Source organism: Candidatus Accumulibacter propinquus (genome assembly GCF_056856495.1).
The window spans coordinates 1801963-1827528 of sequence record NZ_JBSEHC010000003.1 but is presented as its reverse complement, the minus strand read 5'-3'; the positions used below and the strand labels follow the sequence as shown (position 1 = coordinate 1827528).

Sequence of the window (25566 nt, the reverse complement as noted above, 5' to 3'; positions counted from 1 at the left end):
TAGGTAACCGTGGTCTGTCCCCTATTTCCAATTTCCGCACTTTGGCATAGATATTAATTACACCTAGATGGTTAGGGCTCACGCGTGTCTACCTAGCGGCTTACTTTATCTCGAATGAAACTCCATCTTTCATCAGTCCAGCCAAAGTCGCTGAGATAGAACATTATCGCGTTCATATGATCAAGTTTATTCCGTGCTTCAGATGTGAAATCGTGAGCGACTGCGATGATCTGATTCATGCTTTCAATTTGTCCTAAGGCTTTCGTTATAGCAGTCGTGTCCACGATTGAGTTTGAATCGCCACGCCGTCCTGGAAAAGCGATTACAGTAAATGGGCCGCCGTGGCTTAAGCGGCATGGATCAATGCATTTGGCGAACTCGCGCGAGACTTTCGACGCGACCTTTGAGGCCGCGACGTTGGTGCTAATGCGAGCCTTCAGCGGCACAGTCTTGATGACACCTAACGTTGCGGTAACCGGCGCTGCGCGGCTTTATCGCGCAGCGTCCAGCGACCGAACGGAGCGAGGTTGACCGCGGGGTTGGGCATCACAGGCGGCGCAGAACGCTTTCGTAGAAGGAATCATTGAGTGGTCTGCGAAGCGCAACGGGACTGGATTCGAACAATACTCGTAAGGCTTCGACTATTTGGTCGTTCCTCGTCTTCTGCTCGGATATTGTCTCCATGGCCTGCCTCTCTACCAACGTAGCGTGGGTTGGGCTACAGAGAATGGCCCACGGAGAGTCGGCGAACCAAACAGCGGCAAATAGTGCTTGGCCTCTCTCTGGGTGATTTCGCGCGTTGTAGTTCGATTCGACCGCTTGAAGAAGCAATGTGAGCCGATGGCTGCTGGTAGAGAAAGCAGACTTCAAACCCAGGAATTTGCTCTGTGGCGTCTTGTGTCGCCGCCATGCTAGGTTCACGTGGCACGCACCGAATTCGAGCCGTTCAGTCGGACGATCGACTACTTGAAGCCAATTTAGTGTGGGCATTGAGTTCTCCTTTTGAGGCTGGCGTGGACTGTTTTCTGTGATGCCCAACGTTTGACTTAAGCGGCTGGCCGAAGGCCAGTCCGCTTGAAGGAATGGTTAGGCCTCACCGCTGGCACGCTACAGTTCATCTAGGTGACGGCCAACAAACTCGGCAGAACTTCCCCAAGCTTGCTTACCCGTACCCGTCTCGGGATCTCGATACCAAGCGGGGCCAAGCACCAGTGCCATGTTCCATTCCCACGAAACCTGCTTGCCTTTCTTGAAGTGAGTCTGCGAAGAAGGATAGATGCGGAACGACTTTGAAACTCCGCCAGGCGAGTGGGTTTCAAGGAGAACCCCGTGAACACCTGCGATGGGGTCCGTAAGCTTTTCATCGGAGAAGATTGCAACTGCGGGATCGTAGACAACGTTGACCTCTCTTGGCATGGCCTGCAATGCGCGAAGAATTGACAACCCTGAGTCAACAGCACGAAGGATATCTTCATTACTTCCTTCGCCGCGATGTATCAATCGATTGCGGACATCCCAAAAGTGTTGCAGGGAGCTTGGCACGTGCGCAGCGAGCCCAAATGTCTGGTGCAGTTCAGCGATCGCTTGCTGAATTGGGACAAAGCGACGCCCTTTTAGGTGTCCGGTTGTGGCCAGAACCTCTTGTGCCAGCCTCTCAAGCTCAGCAGCCAGGCTGATCAGCGCGGCCTTGGGTGACTGTGCTGCCTCACCAATGATTCTTTGCGCAACATCTTGTTCGCGAGCCTGCTCTGCATCCGACTTCGGTGACGGCGCTGGCTCCGGCAACGCGGCAACTTCGGTCTGCACGGACTCTGCCGCGAGCTGAAGCTTCTGAAGCGACTCGTTCAACTCAATCTCTTGGCCAAGGAGCTTTCCCTTCTTCAGTCGAGCGAGAAGATCAGCGATTTGGGATCGGAATGTGAAGAGTGCAGTAAACGCGAAGGCTGGCCAAAGGATGGCAGCAAAAGCTTGGACTAGCGATGCGAACTCTTGCATAGGTGACTTCGTGAGGCCTAACTTTGTTTTCGGGAGACAGGTTTGCGCCACAACTTCGGCGCCGGCTCCCTGATGCGGCGTCATGGATCGCGCTGAAGACATCACCACAGCATGCTTGGAGTCGTGTGTGTGCGTTGCCACACTGTACTAAAATTTCGCGTAAAGCGGCACTGCGACATGGCGTTTTTGAGCCCACCGAGAACGTTCTGACCCTTCGCGGTGACATCGCCACCACTCGGTGTGGGACCTGGTGTATCCGGACTCCCGGCAAGCCAGCCACCGCTGCCGACCGATCAACCCTCGATATCCCAGCGCGCGTCGACGGGAACCACCGCGCATGGCCGCAAACCCTTGCAGCTTGCGGCCAGAATGCATTTCGCCAGCGACGCGGCCTGCCGGCCGGGCCGGCGCGTGCGTTTCCGAGGCTTATGCTGCCGGCGCAGAGCCTTGGCATTGCCGTCCGAAACCCGGCAATTGAAGCGCCGCGACGGCAGCGCCGGAAGTTCTGCCCGGCGCCGGCGCGCGGCGACGGCGATCAGCCGCCTGAGGCAGCTTCCGATAGCGCTTTCGTGACGTCAGGGCCTTGACTCGCGGGGCTCGCCGCGCTGGTTGACGGTGACGGTCGCTCCGGGACGTGACTTCAACTGGACGCGGTGTTCCTCGCCCCGGAAGTCGTAGGTGACGTCCCAGTATGCGGGCGGTCCCTGGCTGGGCACCGTCGAGCAACGCTCCACATCCTGGGTGCGCACCTGCTGTCCGCCACTGCTGCGCCCGACGTTGGCGCCGACCGCGGCACCGGCGACGGCGCCACCGGCGGTGGCCAGGTCCTTGCCTCGGCCACCGCCGACCTGATGCCCAAGAATGCCGCCAATCAGGGCCCCGGCAATCGCGCCCGGAACGTTGGCGCCGCCATGATCGTCGTCAAGCACCTGTTCATGCTCGATCCAGCATCGGCGTTCGGGTGGTCCGAGCACCGCGTGCACCGAGGTGACACTGGCCTCGTACAGGCGCTCGTTGCCACGCCAGCGGTAGTCTTCGGCGACCACCGGCAGGGGCGCATAACGGCTGTCGTCGATCCGCGAGTTCCTGCCCAGCACCCGCGCCGACGATACGCGGTCGTTCAGGCCCATCGCCGCCAGCGACGGATAGCGGCCGGGACGCAAGACGACACAGCGACCGCTGAAGCGCGCGTCCTCGCAGACTTCCCAGGGGGCACGGAAGACCACCACCGAAGAGGCGCGATCATTGAAGCCGCGGTTCTCGAAGTTGCGGATCGGTTCCCGGGTGGTAAACGAGCGTCCTTCAAAACCTTCACGCTCGTAGAAGGTAAGCTGTGCGGCGGCCTGGGTGGCGAAGGCCACGCCCGCCAGCGCCAGGGCGTTTCTCAAGATTGCATTCATGGCTGCCTCGTGGAAAGCGTTGTGCGTTGCAGAACCAACTCTCCACCTCGGCGATGCATGGGCCGGGACGCAGCGAGTTGACGACGCGCAGGGAGTCGCAAGCGCCCGGCGCGATTGACGACGCGACCGGCGCTGGCGCAGCAATCCCTGGCGCCATCGCCATTGTTGCCCCTCGACTGTGGCGATTCTGTGCGCGTGCGTACATACGGCCCAGGAGGCTTCACCTAAGCTCGCGCTCATCTATGGACCTCCTGTTGGTGACGCCCGCCACAATCACGCAGTCGACGCCCGCCAAGCTGTCGCTTGCGGGCGCCTGGACGACGCGCGGGCTCGACGCGATCGGGCCGCAGATCGCTGCGCTGGGCCGCGCTCCGGGATCGGCAATGGTCGTCGACAGCGCGCGAATCGAAGCGCTCGATACCGCCGGCGCGTGGGTCCTGCAGAAGCTTCTGCAGCGCTTGCGCGGCGAAGGCGAAGCCGGCGTCGGCGTGCAACTGCTGGACCTGCGTCCCGAGTTCGCCAGGCTGCTCGAAGTCGTCGGGCAGGCGGCCGTGCTGCCCGCCGCGCCCGCCGCCCGCCGCTCCACATCGAAGCTGGAGGATCTCGGCCGCAGCACCGTCGCCGTCCTCGAACAGGCCCTGGCGCTGCTCGGCTTCGTCGGCGAGGTCGCGGTCGCGTTGGCCGGCTGCGTCGCACACCCGGCGCGCTGCAGGTGGCGCCCCCTGCTGTACAACCTGCGCAGCGCCGGCTTCGACGCCCTGCCGATCGTCGGGCTGCTGTCGTTCCTGCTGGGAATCGTCATTGCCTATCAGGGCGCCGGCCAGCTCCGGCAATACGGAGCCAACATCTTCGTCGCCGATCTGGTCGGCCTGTCGATGTTGCGCGAGTTCGCGCCGCTGATCACGGCGATCATCATCGCCGGGCGCTCGGGATCGGCCTATGCGGCGCAAATTGGCACCATGTCGGTGACCGAGGAGATCGACGCGCTGCGCACGCTCGGAATCTCGCCGCTGGAGCTGCTGGTGCTCCCGAAAATCTTCGCCCTGGCCGTCGCCCTGCCCCTGCTGACGGTATTCTCCGACGTCCTCGGCGTTTTTGGCGGCATGCTCATGGCGCGCGCGCAACTCGGCGTCAGCTTCGGCGAGTTCATCGACCGCTTCGTCAAGGCGGTGAGTGTGACCTCGTATCTGGTGGGCATCTGCAAGGCGCCGGTCTTCGCCATGATCATCGCCGTGATCGGCTGCTTCCAGGGTTTTCGCACCCGCGGCGGCGCCGACAGCGTCGGCCGCCAGACCACGCGCAGCGTCGTGCAGTCGACTTTTCTGGTGATCCTGGCCGACGCCCTGTTCTCGGTCGCCTTCAGCGCACTGGACCTCTGAGGTGCAGAGCGCAACGCCACCCGCCGAAGTGGTCATCGAACTGCGCAAGGTGTCGACGCGCTTCGGCGAGCATGTGGTGCATACGGAAGTCGACCTGCAGGTGCGCCGTGCCGAGGTCTTCGCGCTGATCGGCGGCAGCGGCTCGGGCAAGTCGACGCTGCTGCGCGAAATGATCCTGCTGCAGCGCCCGAACGCGGGCAGTATCCGGGTGCTCGGCGTGGACCTGCAGGACATCGCCGACGATCAGGCGCTGGCGCTGCGCCGGCGCTGGGGGGTGATGTTCCAGCACGGGGGCCTGTTCGGTTCGCTGACGGTGAAGGAAAACGTCGGCCTGCCGCTGCGCGAGCATACCCGGCTCGACGACTCGCTGATCGACGAGATCGCCGACTGGAAACTGGCCATCACCGGACTCAAGCCGGAGGTGGGGGCACAGTATCCCGCCGAACTCAGCGGCGGCATGATGAAACGAGCCTCGCTCGCGCGCGCGCTGGCACTCGACCCGGAACTGCTGTTTCTCGACGAACCGACCGCCGGCCTCGACCCGGCCAGCGCCGGCGGCGTCGACGAGCTGGTGCGCAAGCTGCGCGACACCTTCGGTCTGACCATCGTCATGATCACCCACGACCTCGACCTGCTCTGGCAGGTCGCCGACCGTGTCGCGGTTCTCGGCGCGGGCAAGGTGCAGGGCATCGGGTCGATGTCCGAGCTCTCGCAAATCGACCATCCCGCCATCAGCATGTTCTTCGCCGGGCCGCGCGGGCGGGCCGCGCAGGCGCAGGCAATACAACAGACCGCGCCGGCAGCCGGCAGAAAATCGTGAGGCCACCATCGAAACCAAAGTGAACTATCCACTCGTCGGCGCATTCGTTCTCGTCCTCGGCGCCGTGCTCGTCGCCGGGGCCCTCTGGCTCGCCTCGGGCGGCGCTTCCCGGAAGGCGCATGACCTGTACCTGGCGATCGTCGACGAGTCGGTGGCCGGTCTCAATCTCAATGCGCCGGTCAAGTACAACGGTGTCGACGTCGGCAAGGTCCGGCAAATTCAACTTGACCCGGGCAATCCGGAACAGGTGAACCTGCTTTTCGCCATCGAGCGCGGCACGCCGATCCGCGAGGACACCGTCGCGGTGCTGAAGACGCAGGGCCTGACCGGCATTGCCTACGTCGAACTCAGCGGCGGCACGCGCGCTGCGCCGCCGCTGCTCGCCCGCGCGGGCAGCGATTACCCGCTGATTCGCACCAAGCCGTCGCTCGGCGCACGCGTCGAGAACCTGCTGGGCACGGTGCTGAGCAAGCTCGACAGCCTGTCGAACAACGTCAACGCCATCCTCAGCGACGCCAACCGGACGGCATTCGCCGGCGCGCTCGCCGATTTCGCCACCGTGGCGCACACCATCGCCGCGCGCAAGGACGCGCTCGACGCGGGCATCACGCATGCCGCGCGGACTTTCGAAAACACCTCGCGGGCAACGGCGCAACTCGGGCCGGTGGTCGAGCGCGTCGGCCGCAGCGCCGACGCCGTCGCCAGGATGGGCAGCGAAGTCGCCCGCACGAGTGCCGGCGCCGCGAGGACTTTCGATGCGGTCGGCGCCGACGTGCAGCGCTTCGGCACCGAGACGCTACCGGAACTCGAAGGTCTGCTCGAAGAACTCACGGTCCTGTCGGCGTCGCTGCGGCGCCTGTCCGAGCAGACCGAACGCAATCCGGCAAGCCTTCTGTTCGGACGCCGACCGGTACCGGAAGGTCCCGGCGAATCCTCATCAACCGCAGCAGGACAGCCATGACCAGTCCCTCCCCCGCAGTACTCGCCCGCCTGTGCGCCTTCGGTCTGTCGTTGACCCTGCTCGGCGGCTGCAGCGCCCTGCGGTCGACGACCGCGGCACTGCCGTCGTTCTACGCGCTCGACAGCGCGCGCATCGAAGGTGACGCCACGGGGCGGCTCCCGGCCACAGCGCCGCCGACGGCACCGACGCTGATCGTCAGTCCACCGCATGCCGCGGCGGGTTTCGACAGCGCGCGCATCATCTACGTGCGTACGGCGCACAAGCTCGACTATTTCGCTCACGGCGAATGGGTCGACACGCCGGCACGCATGCTGGCACCGCTGATCGTCGATGCGCTCGGGAGCGGCGGAACCTTCCGTTCGGTGATCCTGGCGCCGACCGCGGTCGCCGGCGACCTGCGTCTGGATACTGAAATCCTGCGCCTGCAGCAGGATTTCGCCAGCCAACCCAGTCGCGTGCGTTTCACGCTACGCGCCTGGGTTGTGGACAACACGACGCGACGGGTGCTGGCGTGGCGCGTTTTCGACGAGTCCGTCACGGCCGCGAGTGACGATCCCTACGGCGGCGTCGTTGCCGCCAATCGCGCGGTGCAGAGCGTGCTGGGACAGCTTGCCGGATTCTGCGCCACGGCGACGGCACATTGGCAGCCAACCGCAGTAGCCGTCCCGCAACGCCAGCCGTAATCCGCGCCATGACGGTCAGCGGATGATCTGGCGAAGGTGACCGGGATCCCTGGCCGCGGCACTGACGCGGTGGTCAGGCCATCAGCAGCCCGGGCCGCTTCGGCAAGGCGGTCAGCGCCGAACCGGGAAAACCCGCGGGCGAGTGGTTCGCGAAGGACGCGCGCAGGTGATCGACGGCGGACTTCCAGTATTCGGGCGACTCGATCACCGCACTTTCGGCGGTCGCTGCACGCAGCGCTCTGATCCACAAGTCCTCGGCGACATCGCCAGACGTTCCGTGCTTTCCAGCCAGCCAGGACAGTATCTGCGGGTACCTCGGCTTCATTGCATTCTCCTGCTTGCGGCATGCTTGAGCACCTTGCCATCACCGCTTCACCGGCATGTCCCGAGGGACCCAGTCGTACGAGCTTGTGAATCGTGCGCTCCAACAGCCAACCTGGAGGATAGGCGTATCGACCGAAAGCTTCGGTGCGCCGGCACACATGGAAAACCGCATCGGAAACGCCTGCCGGGTTCAGTTGCCTGCGCGCTGCCGGGCTACTCCGGCCGGACGCCAACACCGGTCCGCCCGATGCGCCAGCCAGATGCACGCGGCAAAAAAATGCCCGGAACGGGGGTGACGTTCCGGGCCAAGTCCAGCGGGTATTCGTCAACCAAGGAGAATAAAATCCGAACACCTGTATGCAGGATACGGGAGTTCTCGTCTGCGCTCCGTCTGCTCCCGCACACAAGCTGAAATTCGCGCACGCGCTGCCCCCCCGATGGCTCTTGCCGACCGGACTGTTGCGGCGGCAGCGGGGTCGGGAGAACGTGCACCTTCGGATGCTCAGCGCGCGGGCGCCGGGGCGGCCGGAACGACGACCACCGTGCCCCCACCTGTCTTGCCACGGTCACCTGTCGCTCCGGTATCGCCGGTACTGCCGACGGCGCCGGTGGCACCAGTCGAACCCGTCGAGCCGGTTGAACCCGTCGAGCCGGTGGCACCCTGCGGACCCGCCGGGCCAGGCACTGCAATCACGGCCGCCGGTGTCACCACCGTCGGTCGATCACAGGCGCTCAAAGCCAGCGCCGCCAATACTGCCGAGAAAACGATCGCGTATTTCATGAGAATTCCTTGTAATGGTTTGATGAACAGGACTCGCCGGCAGCCCATGTCCCGCTGACGCGGGCGTTGTGCGCACGGCCAGCGGGTGCCGTCCGGACGAATGTCCTGGTTGCGGCGTACCGCTTGCAGCGCCTGACGCAGCGTTCGCCGCGCAGGCGCTACTTCTTGTCGCCCCTGGCTGCGTCCTGAATGCTGTTGCCGGCCTTTTCGACCTGTTGGCCGACCTTCTCGGTCGCTTTGTCGACTTCCTTGCCGGCCTTCTCCGCCGGACCTTCCTGCTTCTGACAGCCGGACAGTCCGATCAGCAAGGCACCGAAGAGCAGCGCTACGCTGCCGGCCTTTCCTGATTTCCACATGCTGTTGCCTCCTGTTTGTCACTCACCCGGCGGCGCGACCGCTTATGCCGCCGACGGTCGCCGAAGGTGAGGCCACACCGGCAGGGCGCTGGCCGCGAAGCGCAGGCGCCGCACCGGCATGACACCTACGGCCGGCTGACTTCGTGACCGATGATGCCGCCGACAGCCGCGCCGCCGACGGTGCCGACCGCGCTGCCGCCGGTCAGAACGGCGCCTCCGACGGCGCCGACGCCGGCACCGACAACGGTGTTCTTGTCCTGCGACGACATCCCTGCGCAACCTCCCAGGCCGAGCAGCATGGCTGCGACAACTGCACCGATGGTCAATCCTTGCTTCGTTTTCATGGTATTACCTCATTGTCAAACAGGCTTCCGGGACGTGCTGCGGGGTGTCTGGTCGGATGTCGCGGCCTACTTGCCGGCGTGCGCCTTGGCCTGGGCCAGGCAATCGTCCTTGGCGGTCCCGGCCTTGCTGTCGCACTTCTCCTTGGCCACCGCGTACTGCGCGTCAACCTTGTCTGCCGTCGCGTCCTTGCGGGCGTCGGTAGTCTGGCTGCTCGCCTTGCTGCGCGCATCGGCGGTCTTGGTGCTGGCCGTGGCGTTCGCCTCGGTGGTCTTCATCTGCGCCTTGGCGTCCGCCTTGGCAGTGGTCCTGGCCGCCTTGGCTTCCTTCACGCACACGTCCTTGGCATTTCCCGTCGAGTCATCGCATTTTTCATTGGCCACCCCGTAGTCGGCTTCAGCCTTGGCAACGCGTACTTCGTAGCGGTTTTCCACGGTTGGCTTGTAGCTGGCTTCGAGTTCGGCCTTGGCGACCTTCTCGGTACCCTTGGCTTCGGCTACGCAGATGTCTTTCGCGTTGGCGGCCAACGCGGCGCAGGCGGCCTTGGCCGCCTTGTACTCGGCGCTGATCTTGTCCTTGCCGGCGGTGTAATCGGTCTTGGTCATGCTTTGTGCCATCGCACCGGCACTGAAACCGAGGCTGAGCGCAATGGCCAGTACGTTCATGTTGAATCTGTTCATGGTTGTTCCTTCGTCTGATGAGCTTCTGAGAGGGGCATTGGCAAGCCGTGCCACGCATACTGTTTTCTTCGCCAGGAGCGCGCTTGCCGGTCTTGCGCATTCGCGGGGACGGTGGATCTACGTCACCGCTTGGCTTGGAGGCTTCACCTTAAGGAGGGACGCCGCCGCGGTCTGTCCGCTGCCGCACACAAGTGGCCCTGAAGATCGATCTGTGCGCTGTGGTACAGACCGCCGCAGGGGCGGCAGCGCAGCATGCGCTCGACCGCACGCTGCGCCATTCCACGCTGCGTCATTCCTCTCCACGCCCCGCCGAATCATGAATCCCGCATCCCTTGAGCCCCATACGACCATTGCCAGCGCCTTGCGCAGCCGCAGCGTCGCCGGCGCACTGATCCTGCTGCTGTGCGCCTGCACGTCGCTACCGCAGCAGGACGCTGACCAGGTGCCGTTCGTGATCCCCTCGACCTGGTCTGCCAGCGACGCCGCCGTTGCCAGCGACGCGTCGTCGCTGGCAACCTGGTGGCTGCGTTTCGACGATCCGCTGCTGAGCCGCCTGATCGTCGAGGCGCTGACGACGAACCACAGCGTCAGAGGCGCACAGGCGGCATTGCTGCAGGCGCGGGCGCTGCGCGATGTCACGGCGGCCGCCTTGTGGCCAAGGCTCGACAGCCTGGCCCTGGCACAGCGCAGCAAGTCCGGCGGCAACCCGGCGGTGAACAATTTCAGGGCCGGTTTCGATGCCGCCTGGGAACTCGACATCTTCGGTGCCAACCGCAGCGCACTCGACGCCGGCGATGCAACCGTCCGGGCAAGCAGCGCGAGTCTGGGCGACGTACAGGTTTCGATCGCCGCCGAGGTGGCGCTGGACTACATCACCCTGCGCGGTGCGCAGGCACAGTTGGCGATCGCTGCCGACAATCTGGCCAGCCAGCTGGCGACCCTGCAGATGGCGCAGTGGCGCCTGCAGGCTGGCTTGATCGACGGCCTGGAAAGCGAGCAGGCGCGGACCCTGGCGGAACAGACCCGCGCCCGCCTGCCGGCCCTGCAGAGCGGCGTCGAGCAAATCGCGCATGCGCTCGCGGTGCTGACCGGCCAGCCGCCGGCGGACCTGGCGAGCGTTCTCGCCACGCCGGCGCCGGTGCCGCAGGCGGCCGGCGACCTGCTCCTGGCCATCCCCGCCGAGACGCTGCGCCAGCGACCCGACGTGCGTGCCGCGGAATATCAGGTGAGCGCGGCGGCGGCGCGCGTGGGACAGGCCGAAGCCGCGCGCCTGCCGAACTTCCAGCTCGGCGGTTCGCTGGGGCTGAGCGCGCTGACGCTGGGCGCACTCGGCAACAGCGCCGCGGTCGCCAGTGCGCTGCTGGCCAGCGTGTCGCTACCGGTGTTCGACGGCGGCGCCCTGCGCGCGCAGGTACGCGCCCAGCAGGCCGCGCTCGATGCGGCGCGCGTCGCCTACCAGGCGACGGTGCTGACCGCGCTCAAGGACGTCGAAGACGCGCTGGTCGCGCTGCATGGCAACCGCGAACGCCTGTCGTACCTGCAACGCGCCGCGGTCGCTGCCGCCAGCGCGGCGCGTCTGGCGCGCCAGCGCTACGGCAGTGGCCTGATCGATTTTCAGACCGTGCTCGACACCCAGCGCAGCCAGCTTGCTGCCCAGGACAGCGTCGCCAGTGCCGGCGCCGAGCTTGCCGCCAATCATGTGCGCCTTTACAAGGCCCTGGGCGGCGGCTGGCGTTCAGACGGCGGCGAAGCGCTCCCCTCCCCCACTCCAGCGTCACCCTGAGCCTCCCGATCATGAACACGCCCGACCCTGACCCCACCGTCACGCCGCCCCCGGCCGCGAACAACGATCCGGATCTCGCCACCTTGCTCGCCGAGCCGGCTTCGCCCATCTGGTACCGCCGCCCAGCCCTCTGGGCCACTGCCCTGGCGCTGACGCTGGCGGCACTTGTCCTGTGGTGGTGGCTGGCACAGCGGACCGCCAACGCCGCGCCGAGCTACAGCACGCAGACGGTGGCGCGCGGCAACCTGACGCTGACCGTCACCGCCAACGGCACCTTGCAGCCGACGCGTTCGACCAGCATCGGCAGCGAACTCTCGGGAACGGTGCTGAAGGTCAACGTCGACGTCAATGATCGGATCCGCAAGGGGCAGGTGCTGGTCGAGCTCGACACCGCCAAGCTGCGCGACCAGATCCTGCGTTCGCGCGCCGTGCTGTCCGCCGCGACGGCGAAGGTCGCGCAGACCGTGGCGACGGTGAAGGAGGCCAGGGCCAACCTGGCACGCCTCGAAGAAGTGGCGCGCCTCTCGGCGGGCCAGTTGCCCGCCGGCACCGAGCTCGATGCCGGGCACGCCACAGTCGAGCGCGCCGTCGCCGACGCGGCCAGCGCCCGCGCCGGCGTGAACGACGCGCAGGCGGCACTGGCCCTCGACGAGATCAATCTGTCGAAAGCCTCGATCCGCGCGCCGTCGGACGGCGTCGTGCTGACGCGCAGCGTCGACCCCGGCAATGCGGTAGCCGCTTCGCTGCAGGCGGTGACCTTGTTTACCGTGGCCGAGGATCTGCTCAAGCTGCGTCTGTGGGTGTACGTCGACGAAGCCGATGTCGGCTCGGTGGCCAAGGGTCAGGACGCCCATTTCACGGTCAGCGCCTATCCCAGCCGCCAATACCCGGCACGCATCACCCGCGTCGGCTTCGGCTCGACCATCACCGACAATGTGGTCACCTATCTCACCTATCTCGACGTGGACAACAGCGACCTCAGTCTGCGTCCGGGCATGACGGCGACGGCGACCATCACCGCGACGCAGCGCAGCGATGTGCTGCTGGTGCCCAACAGCGCGCTGCGCTTCACGCCGACCACGGTCGGCGACGCCAGGGCGGCAGCCACCGGCGGCATCGTCGCCAGTCTGATCCCCGGCCGGCCGCGCACCAGCAACCGCAAGTCGGCCGCGGCCGGCGCCAGCACCGCGGCGGCGCGTCAGGTGTGGGTGCTGCGTGACGAGTTGCCGGTACCCCTGGCCGTTACACCCGGGATCAGCGACGGCCGCATGACCGAAATCAACGGCGGCGAACTGGAAATCGGCATGCAGGTGATCACCGACCAGAAAAAGGCGACCGACAAATGAACGCGCCGCTCTCGGGATCCCTGCTGGCCTCCGCGGCACCGCCGCTGGCCGTCGGCACGCCGCTGATCCGCCTGCGCGCAGTGGCCAAGGTCTATGGCAGCGGCGCAGCCGAGCTGATGGCCCTGAAGGGCATCGATCTCGACATCAGCGCCGGCGAATTCGTGGCCATCATGGGCCCTAGCGGGTCTGGCAAGTCGACCGCGATGAACATCCTCGGCTGCCTGGACACGCCCAGCAGCGGGCAGTACCTGTTCCACGGCGCGCATGTCGAAGCACTGTCGCGCGACCAGCGGGCGCGGCTGCGCCGCCGCTACCTGGGGTTCGTCTTCCAGGGCTTCAATCTGCTGGCGCGCACCTCGGCGCAGGAGAACGTCGAACTGCCGCTGCTCTACCGCGGCGAGACGGCGCTGGTGCGGCACGCCGCCGCGGCCCGCGCACTGCAATCGGTGGGCCTCGGCGGCTGGGAGCAGCACACCCCGGCGGAACTGTCCGGCGGGCAGCAGCAGCGGGTGGCCATCGCCCGCGCCATCGTCAGCGAGCCAGCCGTTCTGCTCGCCGACGAGCCCACCGGCAACCTCGACACCCAGCGCAGCCAGGAGATCATGGAATTGCTGCGCGGCCTGAACGCGCAGCACGGCATCACCGTGCTGATGGTCACCCACGAGCCCGACATGGCGGCCTACGCGCACCGCCTGGTGCGCTTCGTCGATGGCCATATCGCCAGCGATGCCGCCAACCCGCACCCGCTCGAAGCGGCCCCTGCTGCTGCGGAGAACCCCTGATGCTGTTGAACACCTTGTTCCTTGCCTTGCGTTCGATCCGCCGCAACCTGCTGCGCTCGTTCCTGACCATCCTCGGTATCGTCATCGGCGTCAGTGCGGTGATCACCATGGTGACCCTCGGCAACGGCGCGACGCAGGCGGTGCAGACACAGATCGCCAGCCTCGGCAGCAACCTGCTGATGGTGCGTGTCGGGCAACGCCAGGGGCCCGGCGGCGCGGCGGGCGCACCGCAGTTCAAGGAAGCCGACGCCGCGGCGATCCAGTCACAGATCGGCGGCGTCGCCGCCGCCGCGCCGGAAGGCCGCGCCGCGGTCACCGTCGTCGGCAACGGCCGCAACTGGGCCACCAACGTCACCGGCAGCAGCAATGCCTGGTTTGTCACCGGCAACTGGAAGCTCGCCTCCGGGCGCCTGTTCGAGGACGATGAACAGCGCGCCGGCGCCGCCGTATGCATCATCGGCGAAACGGTACGCCGCGAGATCTTCGGCGGCGCGCTCGGTCTGGGCGGCCTCGGCGAGTCCTTGCGCATCAAGCAGTTCTCGTGCACGGTGATCGGCGTGCTCGCCTCGAAAGGTCAGGCCGCGATGGGCAACGATCAGGACGACACGGTGCTGGTGCCGCTGCGCACGCTGCAGCGCCGCGTCACCGGCAGCCTGAAGGTGGGCACGCTGTTGATCTCGATGGAAGACGGCAGCGACAATACCCGGCTGAAGGCCAGCCTGCGGCAACTGCTGCGCGAGCGGCGCAAGCTCGCCGACGCCGACGACGACAACTTCAACATCCTCGATACCCAGCAACTCGCCGACACCCTGTCAGGAACGACGCAGGTGATGACCACCCTGCTCGGTGCCGTGGCCGCGGTCAGCCTGCTGGCGGCGGCATCGGCATCATGAACATCATGCTGGTCAGCGTCACCGAACGTACCCGCGAAATCGGCCTGCGCCTGGCCATCGGTGCGCTCGAGCGCGAGGTGCTGCTGCAATTCCTGATCGAGTCGGTGGTCCTGGCGGCGCTCGGCGGGGTGATCGGCATCGTCATCGCCACGGCCGCCTCCTACGCGCTCGCCGGGGTGATGGGGGTACCCTACCTGTTCGATCCGGCAATCAACCTGCTGTCGTTCGTCTTCTCGGCCGGCATCGGCGTGCTCTTCGGCTATTTCCCGGCCCGGCGTGCCGCGCAGATGGACCCGATCGAAGCGCTGCGACACGAATAGGTTCCCGGTTACGACCGTCGAGCACCTCGACCGCGGCCGGCCAGCCGTGTATCCAGCGGTGCCGCCGCACGGCGGGGCATCGTCTGGATCCTGCCTCGACGCACGCATGGCGCGGCGCTGGCGATGGCGACAAGCGGCCCCTTGTTCGCCCCGCTGCGCCGCGAGCGCCGATCAGGCAGTGTGCCGCTTCACCCAGCCCACGTAGTGCTCCATCCAGGTCTGCAGGAATTTCCTGCTGCCGGCACCGAAATTGTCGGCGTCATCGAACAGCCCGTCCTTGGCCTGGATGAACGTCTCCGGCTGACCCAGCGTCGGCACGTCAAGATAGGCCAGAATGTTGCGCAGGTGCTGTTGCGCCAGCGCCGTGCCGATGGCACCGACCGATACGCCGAGCACGCCGGCCGGCTTGCCGGCCCATGCACTTTCGCCATACGGCCGTGAAGCATGATCGATCGCGTTCTTGAGCACGCCGGGGATGGAGCGATTGTATTCGGGGGTGACGAAGAGCAGACCCTGCGCGGCGGCGATGTCGGCCTTCAACCTTTTGACCGAGTCGGCCTGCTGGGCATCGTCGTCCTGGTTGTACAGCGGCAGGTCGCCGATTTCCACCGCTTTGAAGGAAAAATCCGACGGCGCCAGGCGGGCGATGGCGGTGGCGAAGCGGCGGTTCAATGAATCGCGACGAAGGCTGCCGATGATGACTGCGATCTGGTATTCGGTCATGGGGATCTCCCGTTGGGGTGAAGGAAAGAGGTCAGTACCCCGACCTGATCACTCGGGTGGTGGTCGGGCGGGGGGGGGGGGCGCTGGCGAGGCGATCGAGTCTACGGAGAGATTCGAACCGCCAGGGTACGCGTTGTTCCCGCCACGTTCTGTGCGCTGGAGAACGTGGCATCACCGGCGCGTCCCGGCCTGGATGTTCGCTGGCGTACAGAACGCCCCGGCCAGCATCGGCTAGTCTGACCGGAGACCCATCGCGTGATGCCCGGCAAGGGAGTCGATTCCTGCTGGCGACATGCTGCGATCCATTGACCGAATCGAAGGAGCACGAATGCGTTATCGACTGTTGTTGCTGTGGATGCTGTTCTGCTCGGTGCCTCTGGCCACGGCGCAGGTGAGCATCGGCGTTGCGCTTCCCGGCGTCAGCATCGGGATCAACGTGCCGTTGTTCCCGGAACTCGTCCGGGTGCCCGGCTACCCGGTCTACTATGCGCCCCGCGAGGAATCGAACTTCTTCTTTTACGACGGCCGGTACTGGGTCTACCAGAGCGATGACTGGTACGCCAGTTCCTGGTACAACGGGCCCTGGCAACGCGTGGCGCCGACGGTGGTGCCGCTGTATCTCCTGCGAGTGCCGGTGCGCTACTACCGCAATCCGCCCGCGTACTTCCGCGGCTGGCAGCCGAATGCGCCACCGCGCTGGGGCCAGCACTGGGGTAATGAATGGGAGCAGCAGCGCAGTGGCTGGGACCGACGCAATCGCAGTGCTGCGCCGGCGCCCGCTCCGCTACCGGTTTACCAGCGCCGCTATGCGGGCGATCGCTACCCGCAGTCGGAAGAGCAGCAAGCACTGCACAACCGGAACTACCGCTACCAGCCGCGTGATGCCATGCTGCGAGAGCACGCACCGCAACAGCAACCACACCCGGCAGCGCCGCCCCGGAACGCGCAGCATCCGGCGCCACAGGTGAGAGAGCATGTGCAGCGGGACACCCCGCGCGTCAACCCAACGCCGCCGCCGCGCGCCAGCGCGCCGTTGCCGCCACCCGCACAACCACCGCAAAGAGGCGGCGAAGACGCTCAGCGGCGAGATTCACCACCAGCCCCTCCGCAGCAGCAGCGAAGGCCCGCCGATCAGCAACACCTTCAGCAGCCGCAGCAAAGCGCTGCCCCGCATGAACGGCAGGCGCCAAGGCCTGACCGGGACAACAACCCGCATGCCGGGCGCACAGCGCAGGAACCGGGGCGTGAGCAGGGACAGGACAACGGGCACGAGAAAGGGGACGACCGAGGGCAGGGCCACAAGAAATAGGTGACCCTGCGCGTGCATCCGCAACAGGGGTTGTGGATGATGACCAGCACCAGCCAACACTCAACAACAAGGAAGACCACCATGACCAGCTATCGCACTTTTGTTTCTTCCCTACTCCTGGTTTCGAGTCTGGGAGTACTTGCCGCTCCGGTCGTAGCCGCGCCGCCGGACTGCAGCCGCATGGGGATGCGCGGCGACGCCTGGGAGTATCGAGTCGAGCGCATGGCGCAGCATCACCAGCGGCTGCACGACGCTCTGAAACTGACTCCGGAACAGGACATCGCCTGGAAGAAGCTGATGGACCCGCAGCATCCGATGGCCCGAATGGAACCGGCCAAGGCCGACGACTGGGCGAAACTCTCCACCCCGGAACGGGCGGACAAGATGCTGGAGCGCATGCAGGAGCATCAGTCGCGCATGACCGCGCACGTGACTGCCCTCAAGGACTTCTATGCCCTGCTCACGCCTGAGCAGAAGAAGACCTTCGACGATTTCCATGCCGGTCCACGCGGCGGGATGCGCGGCAAACCGGGGCCTCGCCCGATGGACATGGCGCCGCCAAAACCGTGAGCTGGCTTTCCGGGAAAGCCGCGACCGGGTGCTCTCCGTACCGGCTTCTCCCGGAGCCGGAAGCGCTGGGGAGGAGTCGGAGATCCCCGCAAATGATGCCGGCCCTGGCTTTACCTGCGACCGCAGCGGTCGGCAGCATCGATGCCTACATCGTCGCGGCGAGACAGTTCTCGATGTTGACGCGGGACGAGGAATCGCGCCTGGCCAGTCGCTATCAGGACAAGAACGATCTCGACGCGGCGCGACAGTTGATCGTCTCGCACCTCCGTCTGGTGGTTTCGATCGCCCGTGGCTACCTGGGGTATGGCTTGCCGCACGCCGATCTGATCCAGGAGGGCAATATCGGGCTGATGAAGGCGGTGAAGCGCTTCGACCCGACGCGTGGTGTGCGCCTGGTTTCCTTCGCCATCTACCTGATCAAGGCCGAGATTCAGGAGTACGTCGTGAAGAACTGGCGGATGCTCAAGGTGGCAACCACCAAAGGGCAGCGCAAGCTGTTTTTCAACCTGCGCAGCATGAAAGACAACAGCAGCAGTCTCGGTTGCCAGCAGACGGCACGAATCGCCGCCATCCTGAACGTCCGGCCTGAAGAGGTCACCGAGATGGATACGCGCCTGTCCGGCCACGACCTGGCGCTGGATGGCGACAGTGAGGATGACGAGGCGTTTGCCCCCAGCGCCTATCTGTGCGACAACTCGCGCGAACCGGTGCATGTGCTCGAAGGCCGTGTCCGCGAACGACTGCAGACCGAAGGCCTGCAGAGGGCTCTGGCTCTCCTCGATCCACGCAGCCGCCGGATTATCGAAGCGCGCTGGTTGATGGACGAAAAACCGGCCACCCTGCACGATCTGGCAGCGGAATTCGGTGTCTCCGCCGAACGCATTCGCCAGGTTGAAGTGAAGGCCATGCGGAACATGCGCACCAGCCTGGAATCACTCCCGGCCTGAGTGTGAGCGCCACACCCCTGCCGGCGGCATGGGCCGGTACATGCATCGGATGACCATTTTCGACTCCTGGCCGCAAGCAAGACGCAGTGCGCCTTCGGAATTCGTCTCCGGGAGGACGGCCAGGAATTCCTCCCCACCGTAGCGGGCGAGGAAATCCGTAGCGGGCGGCGATTCTCCGGCCCGCCAGCCCTGCCAAACCCAGCCCAACGACGAGAAAAATCGCCAATACTGCTGCTAGGGCGCACGTCCCGCAGCCAGCAGGCATTGAGGCAGCCACTGTATACGCGTACAGTTGCAACAGAATAGGGTACAGACCACGGTTTCTAGCTTTCGGAGCAGAAAAAACAAGATAACCGTGGTCTGTCCGTTCGCAGCAACAGCAGTAAGTCTAGCGGGTTGAAGTCCCGTCTGGGGAGTTGTCCGTACGCCCCGGTAGCCTGAGGAAGCGGCGCTGTGGCGACACGGGGTCGTGAGTTTCCCAACAGCAAGAGAGCAGGCCGTAACGCAAGTGAACCTATGTGTAGCCTCGTAAACGAACTGGAGAAGCCGACCTTGTGGACAGAAGGGGAAGGCCGTTGGAAGGGTGCTGGAATAACGGAAGTGGCACTCATCGACTCCCGGGGTAGCAGGGATGGCATGTTCTGGAAGATTGACTGCCCAGTGCTGGAGACCCGTCTGTGGGGGTGGGGAGACCACCGCCCACTGCGTATAAGGCAACGAAATCGTAGTGGCCGCAGAGGGGAGTCGGAGGGGTTCATAGTACCGCTTGAGTTCAAGGGACATCATAACCCCGGACGAGGGAAGGAACCCTACTTTGTTCGTGCAACCGAAGAGCTGAGGATCGAGGGATTGCCATGTCGCTAACCACCCCGGATACGATCAGGACGCTACAGAGGAAGCTGTATGCCAAGACCAAGCAAGAACCGGCCTACCGCTTTTACGCGCTCTACGACAAGATCAGCCGGGAAGACATCCTCAGTCACGCCTGGCGGCTTGTCCGGTCGAACCGAGGCAGTCCCGGGATTGATGGGATCAGTTTCGAGGCCATAGAAAACGGCATTGGGGTAAAAACGTTTCTGCGGGACCTGGCCCGTGATCTGAAAGACAAGACCTACCGCGCCCAGCCGGTCAGGCGCGTCATGATTCCCAAAGCGGATGGCAGTCAGCGCCCGCTGGGGATACCGACGCTCCGCGATCGTGTCGCACAAATGGCGGTGAAACTCATCATTGAACCGATCTTTGAAGCCGATTTCTGCGAACACTCGTACGGATTCCGGCCGAAGAAATCGGCCCACGATGCCGTGGATGACATCGCCAATACGCTATGGGCCGGCTACACCCAAGTCATAGACGCCGATCTGTCGAAGTACTTTGACAGCATTCCGCATGCCAAGCTACTGGCCGTGGTGGCCGAGCGAATCGTCGATGGGGGGATTCTGCACCTCATCAAGCAATGGCTCAAAGCCCCGGTCATCGGCGAAGACGATCGCGGTGTGAAGAAGACCGTAGGTGGTGGAAAAGGCAATGGCAAAGGCACGCCGCAAGGCGGCGTGATTTCCCCGCTGCTGGCCAACTGCTACCTGCATATTCTCGACCGAATATGGCAACGGCGGCACCTGAAGGGCAAGCTGTCCGCACATCTCGTACGCTACGCGGATGACTTTGTCGTCATGTGTTAAGGCTTGTCCGACGCCTGCCCTCCGCTCTCAGGCATGCGACCGCCGTCTCACTTCAGGGCAGGCATCAGACAACCCTTAACAGGAGCGGACGGTGAGGTGATCGAGAACGTCATTGCTTGGGCGACTGCTGTTCGGCCGAAAGCGGACCTGTGGTCGCAGTGGCGTGTTGGTTGCCAGCACCTCGTGACGCCGGTGCGGTGGACCTTGGCCTGCACGTCATCGAGTGACTTCTGCTCGGGGGCACGGCTTTTGTGAAACGTCGCAGTTCCCGAGGCGTCAGCCTCGAAAACGCCCTCGATGACAATGCGGTGGAAGTGCTCATGCGGATTGAGCAGCGCGCCAAAGCGGTGAATGAAGGCCACCGCACCGATCGGGGAATCGAGACCCGCAGCCGGTCAGGCGCGGCGGAAGACTTGTTCCACGACGCTCAGAAAAATGGACAGCGGCAGCGCCAGCGTCTCTAATGCCCGATCCTCTTCGAGGTGATAACGCAGCCGCTTGGGAACCGACACCACCCGCTGACAGATCTGCAGTCGCGGAAAAACGTGGTCGGCCAGGTGGGCGGCAGTTTCGACCATCCGCCGGGTGTTGCAAGCGGGACAGACACCGTGGCCCTTGCACGAATGCACGCGTAGGCAATGAGAAAATCGTGACCGCACTCGGCGCATCGAGCGCGGGCAAAGCCATGCGCGAGAATGCCGCATTCGAGATACCGGCGGAACTCACGTTCGACATGGGCTGGGCCGGAAGCGCCCTGGCGGCTATCGCAGGAGAGTTCGAGCCAAGTGGCGAGGTGCGTCTGCACGGTGCGATAGAGCACGGTACGTTCGGGCCGGCGACGGCGATAGACGGCAGTGCGAGCAGGGGCACAGGCGGCAGACATGGGGATACGAGTCGGGCAATCGAGAGGCCACAACTGTACGCCCATACAGTTGTGGCCTCAATGCCTGCTGGCTGCGGGACGCGCGCCCTAGTCATGGGCGCAACCCTTTACCCCGAGCCTTCTGAAGGATAAAGGATAAGAACCAGGGCAGCCAGTACGCCAGTCACGTCTTTCAGGAGAAGCTCAGGGCCTACGGCATGACCTGCTCGATGAGCCGGAATGGCAATTGCTGGGAAAACGAGCGAAGCGACGTTTCGCGAGTCGATAGACGAGAGGGCGAAGCCCGGCGCAACGCGCCGACGGAGGGCTGGTTCAATAGCTTCAAGAACGAACGGGCGCATGGCGTCCGCTACGAAACCCACGCCGACATAAAGGCCGCTAGCTTAGAGTACATCGAGGACTTCTACAACCGGAAGCGGCGGCATTCCACCCTCGGCGACAAATCGCCAGTTCAGTTCCTGCCGACAAAACCAAGACCAGCCTGCGCCTAAAGCGCAAATGCGCCGCTTGGGACGACGACGTTCGGCTCAGGATTCTTGGTCTCAAACCACTATGACAACCGAGTGCGGAGGCCCTGCGCCTCCCTCCCACGTTCGTGGCGGACCAACGCCTCCGAAGGAATGTTGGAATGGTGAACCCGACCCTGCCGGTTCTGCCAGTTTGACCTCGGTCAGCGCTGGACGATCGATGGGGTCACGCCATCCTCACCTTTCGCGCTTTGGCGCAGAGTGACCGCTTCGATGCCGCCTGGACGCTTGTCGTTGCCGACTACCGAAAGGATGTTTCCTTTCCCGTGGTACATTTTCCTCCTCGCCAGACATCAGTGCGAGAGATACACCCTAGAGTCTTTCTGACTGGCTCGTGATATTGGAATATGCTGTAATACTGTAATCATGCCACTCGACGCCTTGGCCGCGTAGAACCCCGTCCAATTGTGCTGCAAGCGTGTCGGTTGCGCTTGACCCATCTGTGATCAGCCAGTATCCGAACATCACACCGCCTGTAGACTTTCTCTTTTCTAGCAAGCCATTTATGCGACCTTTGAAGCAGTCATAGGCTCTATCAAGATCTGACCGACTGGCGTAACATCTGCATTTTACTTCACTCATTTTCGTTTATCCTTGTTCTCGTAGGACTCGGTAGGTAGCACTCTCCAAAGAAATTTGGAAATCATATCCCCGACAAATGACAACTCCTGGCCTCACGACCCGAATAATATACTCCCATTTGTCAGGACCATGCCGCGTAGGCATCAAGACAAGATCGTTAGCGCGGACATCGTACTTGCTCACTCTCATTCCAGGAGGCAATTTCTGTTTGGCCACCTTGCGGACGTTGTCGTCTCTGCTCTCGATGACAATCTTCTCGAGTAAATCCTGGTCGGTAAGCTGCTCTACAGCCGCCTTGCGGACACTGGCGTCCTTGTAGTTGGTGGCAATCCTCGCGAGCAGGGTCTGATCGGTAAGCTTTTCAATGGCGGCAATTCGGACCTCTCTGTCTGTGTGCACGGTGACAATGTTGGCGAGCAAATCCTGGTCGGTAAGCTGCTCTAAGGCCGCCTTGCGGACACTGGCGTCCCTGTCCTTGGTGGCAATCCTCGCGAGCAGGGTCTGATCGGTAAGGTTTTCCGTGGCGATCTGGCGGACTTCGCTGTCTGTGTCCTCGGTGGCGATCTTGGCGAGGAGGGCCTGGTCGGTAAGCTTCCCCATGGCCGCCTTGGAGACACTGTGGTCGCTGTCCTTGGTGGCAATCGTCGCGAGAAGGGTCTGGTCGGTAAGCTTTTCCGTGGCGATCTGGCGGACTTCGCTGTCTGTGTCCTCGACGGCAATCTTGGCGAGGAGTGCCTGGTCGGTAAGCTTCCCCATGGCCGCCTTGGAGACACTGTGGTCGCTGTCCTTGGTGGCAATCGTCGCGAGAAGGGTCTGGTCGGTAAGCTTTTCCGTGGCGATCTGGCGGACTTCGCTGTCTGTGTCCTCGACGGCAATCTTGGCGAGGAGTGCCTGGTCGGTAAGCTTATTCGTGGCGGCTGTTCGGACATGGCCGTCTGTGTCCTCGGTGGCTATCTTGGCCAGGAGGGTCTGATCCGTAAGGCGATCCGTGGCGTATATTCGGGGATAGTCGTTTTTGGCTTCGATGGCGACCTTGGAGAGAAGGGTCGGGTCCGTAAGCTTCTCCACGGCAGCCTTGCTGACTTCGCTGTCTGTGTCCTCGACGGCAACCTTGGCGAGGAGTGCCTGGTCGGTAAGCTTCTTCGTGGCGGCTGTTCGGACATGGCCGTCTGTGTCCTTGATGGCAACCTTGGCGAGGAGTGCCTGGTCGGTAAGCTTCTTCGTGGCGACTGTTCGGACATGGCTGTCTGTGTCCTCGGTGGCGATCTTGGCGAGGAGGATCTGATCGGTGAGCTTATCCGCGGCAGCCTTGCGGACCTCGCTGTTATTGTCCTCGACGGCTAACTTGGCAAGTGTAAGATTAGTGAGTTTTTCAACGACGGGACTGCTGCGAAAACCAGGCGCTGCGCTGTGGGCGGCGAACACCTTGGCAAGCAAGATTTGACCGGTGAGCTTCTCCACGGCCGCCTTGCGGACATAGCTGTCTGTGTCCTCGATGGCGATCTTGGCGAGGAGTGCCTGGTCGGTAAGCTTGTTCGTGGCGGTTGTGCGGACATTGCTGTCTGTGTCCTCGGTGGCTATCTTGGCGAGGAGGGTCTGATCGGTAAGCCTCTTCGTGGCGGCTGTTCGGGGAAGGCTGTCTGTGTCCTCGGTGGCGATCTTGGCGAGGAGTGCCTGATCGGTAAGCTTCTCCGTGGCGGCTGTTCGGGGAAGGCTGTATGTGTCCTCGGTGGCGATCTTGGCGAGGAGTGCCTGATCGGTAAGCTTCTCCGTGGCGACTGTTCGGATATACCTGCCTGTGTCCTCGGTGGCGATCTTGGCGAGGAGGGCCTGGTCGGTAAGCTTCCCCATGGCCGCCTTGGAGACACTGTCGTTGCTGTCCTTGGTGGCAATCGTCGCGAGGAGGGTCTGATCGGTAAGCTTCTCCGTGGCGGCTGTTCTGACATAGCTGTCTGTGTCCTCGATGGCTATCTTGGCGAGGAGGGTCTGATCGGTAAGCTTCTCCGTGGCGGCTTTTCGGACAATGTCATCTGTGTCCTCGATGGCAATCTTGGCGAGGAGTGCCTGGTCGGTAAGCTTCTTCGTGGCGACTTTTCGGACATAGAAGTATGTGTCCTCGGTGGCGATCTTGGCGAGGAGTGCCTGATCGGTAAGCTTCTCCATGGCGGCTGTTCGGACACCGCTGTCTGCATCCTCGGTGGCGAGCTTGGCGAGGAGGGTCTGGTCGGTAAGCTTCTCCGTGGCGGCTGTTCGGACATACTTGCATGTGTGCTCGATGGCAATCTTGGCGAGGAGTGCCTGATCGGTAAGCTTCTTCGTGGCGGCTGTTCGGACATACTCGCATGTGTGCTCGATGGCAATCTTGGCGAGGAGTGCCTGGTCGGTAAGCTTTTCCGTGGCGATCTGGCGGACACCGCTGTCTGTGTCCTCGATGGCAATCTTGGCGAGCAGTGCGTGGTCGGTGAGCTTTTTCGTGGCGACCCTTCGGACATCGCCGGATCCGCCCGCGGTGGCGATCTTGGCGAGGAGGGTCTGATCGGTAAGCTTCTCCATGGCGGCTGTTCGGACACCGCTGTCTGCATCCTCGGTGGCGAGCTTGGCGAGGAGTGCCTGGTCGGTAAGCTTTTCCGTGGCGATCTGGCGGACACCGCTGTCTGTGTCCTCGATGGCAATCTTGGCGAGCAGTGCGTGGTCGGTGAGCTTTTTCGTGGCGACCCTTCGGACATCGCCGGATCCGCCCGCGGTGGCGATCTTGGCGAGGAGTGCCTGGTCGGTAAGCCTTTCCATAGCGCTGGTGCGAACCGACGCTGGTCTGCCATCGACGGCGATTTTGCCAAGAAGCTCTTGATTGGTAAGCTTCTCTACAGCAGCCTGGCGGACACAGACGTCATCGTCCTCGACGGCGAGTTTGTTGAGGAGCGCCTGATCGTTGAGCTTTCTCACCGCGCAGCTGCGAACTGATGGGCTGTTATCCTCGATGGCGACCTTGGCGAGGAGCGGCTGATCGTTGAGCTTTCTCACGGCACAGCTGCGAACTGATGGACTGTTATCCTCGACGGCGACCTTGGTTAAGAGCGTCTGGTCCGTAATCTTGTCCACAGCATTGCTGCGAACAGATGCCTTCTTGGCTTCGGCAACGACCTTGGCCAGGATGGTCGTATCGGTAAGCTTCTCTACGGCCGCTAAACATAGCGCTTCCTTTTCGACTTCAAGGACAAGCTTGGCCAATAGGGTTTGGTCCACAAGTATCGGAAGAGTCTCTTCCAAAAAAGCGTAATCCATGCTCTTGATTGCGCGCGAGATACGGAAGCTTGCAAAAAGAAACATACGCACTCCCCAACCAGGATAAAGGATAAGAAATCCAACGGCACAGACGAGAGTATATGAGCCTTCATCAAGCAGGGTCAATGTCGAATTGGGACCCGGAAGCCCCTGAAAAGCATACCTTTACACACAACTCATTGAGCATGTTTCGCCGATTTCGTGACTGTAGTGGAGCGA

24 protein-coding genes and 3 pseudogenes are annotated in these 25566 nt (G+C 63.6%); 14 read left to right on the top strand and 13 right to left on the bottom strand.

All coding sequences use genetic code 11. The annotated features are described in order from the left end of the window. Positions 1-1107 precede the first annotated feature (1107 nt). A complete protein-coding gene (locus tag AC15MQ_RS14185; RefSeq protein WP_332336565.1) occupies positions 1108-1995 on the bottom strand; it encodes a hypothetical protein in 888 nt (295 codons plus the stop codon). 575 nt (positions 1996-2570) lie between these two features. Next, complete coding sequence (locus tag AC15MQ_RS14180) at positions 2571-3395, bottom strand: beta/gamma crystallin-related protein (RefSeq protein ID WP_350495139.1); 825 nt, start codon at positions 3393-3395, stop codon at positions 2571-2573. Between the two features lie 257 nt (positions 3396-3652). On the opposite strand from AC15MQ_RS14180, the gene AC15MQ_RS14175 reads away from it, so the two are divergent. From AC15MQ_RS14175 to AC15MQ_RS14160, 4 genes are read left to right on the top strand one after another with little or no spacing between them, the layout of a single operon-like run. Continuing rightward, positions 3653-4774, top strand: coding sequence for an ABC transporter permease (locus tag AC15MQ_RS14175; RefSeq protein ID WP_350495175.1), 1122 nt, complete (start codon positions 3653-3655; stop codon positions 4772-4774). A gap of 28 nt (positions 4775-4802) precedes the next feature. Further along, complete coding sequence (locus AC15MQ_RS14170; protein ID WP_483080445.1) at positions 4803-5594, top strand: ABC transporter ATP-binding protein; 792 nt, start codon at positions 4803-4805, stop codon at positions 5592-5594. A gap of 19 nt (positions 5595-5613) precedes the next feature. Continuing rightward, positions 5614-6555, top strand: coding sequence for an MlaD family protein (locus AC15MQ_RS14165; protein ID WP_287669805.1), 942 nt, complete (start codon positions 5614-5616; stop codon positions 6553-6555). Further along, the gene (locus AC15MQ_RS14160) at positions 6552-7238 is read left to right on the top strand and encodes an ABC-type transport auxiliary lipoprotein family protein (RefSeq protein WP_483080444.1); all 687 of its coding nucleotides are present in this window, start codon (positions 6552-6554) and stop codon (positions 7236-7238) included. The genes AC15MQ_RS14165 and AC15MQ_RS14160 overlap by 4 nt, the downstream gene beginning before the upstream one ends. 73 nt (positions 7239-7311) lie before the next feature. Here AC15MQ_RS14160 and AC15MQ_RS14155 read toward each other — a convergent pair whose 3' ends face one another. The 5 genes from AC15MQ_RS14155 to AC15MQ_RS14135 form a co-directional block, all read right to left on the bottom strand. Beyond that, positions 7312-7563, bottom strand: coding sequence for a hypothetical protein (locus tag AC15MQ_RS14155; RefSeq protein WP_287652790.1), 252 nt, complete (start codon positions 7561-7563; stop codon positions 7312-7314). A gap of 501 nt (positions 7564-8064) precedes the next feature. Continuing rightward, positions 8065-8343 (bottom strand): hypothetical protein, encoded by a 279-nt coding sequence (locus AC15MQ_RS14150; protein ID WP_483080443.1) that lies wholly within the window; start codon positions 8341-8343, stop codon positions 8065-8067. 158 nt (positions 8344-8501) lie between these two features. Then, complete coding sequence (locus AC15MQ_RS14145) at positions 8502-8699, bottom strand: hypothetical protein (RefSeq protein ID WP_287652788.1); 198 nt, start codon at positions 8697-8699, stop codon at positions 8502-8504. A 125-nt stretch (positions 8700-8824) separates the two neighbouring features. Next, on the bottom strand, positions 8825-9043 hold the full coding sequence (locus AC15MQ_RS14140) for a glycine zipper 2TM domain-containing protein (RefSeq protein WP_287652786.1): 219 nt from the start codon (positions 9041-9043) through the stop codon (positions 8825-8827). A gap of 66 nt (positions 9044-9109) precedes the next feature. Further along, on the bottom strand, positions 9110-9721 hold the full coding sequence (locus AC15MQ_RS14135; RefSeq protein WP_287652785.1) for a hypothetical protein: 612 nt from the start codon (positions 9719-9721) through the stop codon (positions 9110-9112). A 316-nt stretch (positions 9722-10037) separates the two neighbouring features. On the opposite strand from AC15MQ_RS14135, the gene AC15MQ_RS14130 reads away from it, so the two are divergent. From AC15MQ_RS14130 to AC15MQ_RS14115, 4 genes and pseudogenes are all read left to right on the top strand, one after another. Next, positions 10038-11504, top strand: coding sequence for an efflux transporter outer membrane subunit (locus tag AC15MQ_RS14130; RefSeq protein ID WP_483080442.1), 1467 nt, complete (start codon positions 10038-10040; stop codon positions 11502-11504). A gap of 11 nt (positions 11505-11515) precedes the next feature. Next, complete coding sequence (locus AC15MQ_RS14125) at positions 11516-12850, top strand: efflux RND transporter periplasmic adaptor subunit (RefSeq protein ID WP_483080441.1); 1335 nt, start codon at positions 11516-11518, stop codon at positions 12848-12850. Next, positions 12847-13632, top strand: a complete 786-nt coding sequence (locus tag AC15MQ_RS14120; protein ID WP_483080440.1) for an ABC transporter ATP-binding protein — start codon at positions 12847-12849, stop codon at positions 13630-13632. Before AC15MQ_RS14125 ends, AC15MQ_RS14120 begins: the two co-directional genes overlap by 4 nt. Further along, positions 13632-14845 (top strand): annotated as a pseudogene (locus AC15MQ_RS14115) (ABC transporter permease). The gene AC15MQ_RS14120 and the pseudogene AC15MQ_RS14115 overlap by 1 nt, the downstream one beginning before the upstream one ends. Before the next feature lie 171 nt (positions 14846-15016). Here AC15MQ_RS14115 and AC15MQ_RS14110 read toward each other — a convergent pair. Continuing rightward, positions 15017-15568 (bottom strand): NADPH-dependent FMN reductase, encoded by a 552-nt coding sequence (locus AC15MQ_RS14110; protein WP_287652780.1) that lies wholly within the window; start codon positions 15566-15568, stop codon positions 15017-15019. Positions 15569-15896: 328 nt separating this feature from the next. On the opposite strand from AC15MQ_RS14110, the gene AC15MQ_RS14105 reads away from it, so the two are divergent. The 3 genes from AC15MQ_RS14105 to rpoH all read left to right on the top strand — a co-directional run bounded on the left by AC15MQ_RS14105 (position 15897) and on the right by rpoH (position 18394). Then, entirely contained in the window at positions 15897-16877 is a 981-nt protein-coding gene (locus tag AC15MQ_RS14105; protein WP_287652778.1) for a hypothetical protein, read from the top strand. 81 nt (positions 16878-16958) lie between these two features. Next, positions 16959-17447: a Spy/CpxP family protein refolding chaperone gene (locus AC15MQ_RS14100; RefSeq protein ID WP_287652776.1), complete on the top strand. Its 489-nt coding sequence runs from the start codon at positions 16959-16961 to the stop codon at positions 17445-17447. A gap of 92 nt (positions 17448-17539) precedes the next feature. Beyond that, positions 17540-18394: an RNA polymerase sigma factor RpoH gene (rpoH, locus tag AC15MQ_RS14095; RefSeq protein ID WP_287652774.1), complete on the top strand. Its 855-nt coding sequence runs from the start codon at positions 17540-17542 to the stop codon at positions 18392-18394. On the opposite strand, the gene AC15MQ_RS14090 is transcribed toward rpoH, so the two are convergent. Further along, positions 18380-18601, bottom strand: coding sequence for a diguanylate cyclase domain-containing protein (locus AC15MQ_RS14090; RefSeq protein ID WP_483080439.1), 222 nt, complete (start codon positions 18599-18601; stop codon positions 18380-18382). The genes rpoH and AC15MQ_RS14090 overlap by 15 nt on opposite strands. Before the next feature lie 647 nt (positions 18602-19248). Here AC15MQ_RS14090 and AC15MQ_RS14085 point away from each other — a divergent pair. After that, positions 19249-20073, top strand: coding sequence for a reverse transcriptase domain-containing protein (locus AC15MQ_RS14085; RefSeq protein ID WP_483080438.1), 825 nt, complete (start codon positions 19249-19251; stop codon positions 20071-20073). 47 nt (positions 20074-20120) lie between these two features. Here the strand turns inward: AC15MQ_RS14085 and AC15MQ_RS14080 are convergent, their stop codons facing one another. Both AC15MQ_RS14080 and AC15MQ_RS14075 read right to left on the bottom strand, forming a co-directional pair. Then, a complete protein-coding gene (locus AC15MQ_RS14080) occupies positions 20121-20435 on the bottom strand; it encodes a transposase (protein WP_483080437.1) in 315 nt (104 codons plus the stop codon). A gap of 33 nt (positions 20436-20468) precedes the next feature. Beyond that, a complete protein-coding gene (locus AC15MQ_RS14075) occupies positions 20469-20651 on the bottom strand; it encodes a hypothetical protein (RefSeq protein WP_483080436.1) in 183 nt (60 codons plus the stop codon). A 445-nt stretch (positions 20652-21096) separates the two neighbouring features. Here AC15MQ_RS14075 and AC15MQ_RS14070 point away from each other — a divergent pair. Further along, positions 21097-21447, top strand: a pseudogene (locus AC15MQ_RS14070) (IS3 family transposase); the annotation flags it as partial. Next, positions 21393-21512, top strand: a pseudogene (locus tag AC15MQ_RS14065) (ISAs1 family transposase); the annotation flags it as partial. The pseudogenes AC15MQ_RS14070 and AC15MQ_RS14065, both read left to right, overlap by 55 nt. Before the next feature lie 114 nt (positions 21513-21626). Here AC15MQ_RS14065 and AC15MQ_RS14060 read toward each other — a convergent pair. Together AC15MQ_RS14060 and AC15MQ_RS14055 are read right to left on the bottom strand one after the other, a co-directional pair. After that, positions 21627-21758: a hypothetical protein gene (locus AC15MQ_RS14060; RefSeq protein ID WP_483080435.1), complete on the bottom strand. Its 132-nt coding sequence runs from the start codon at positions 21756-21758 to the stop codon at positions 21627-21629. 313 nt (positions 21759-22071) lie between these two features. After that, entirely contained in the window at positions 22072-25392 is a 3321-nt protein-coding gene (locus AC15MQ_RS14055) for a hypothetical protein (protein WP_483080434.1), read from the bottom strand. Between the last annotated feature and the right edge of the window lie 174 nt (positions 25393-25566).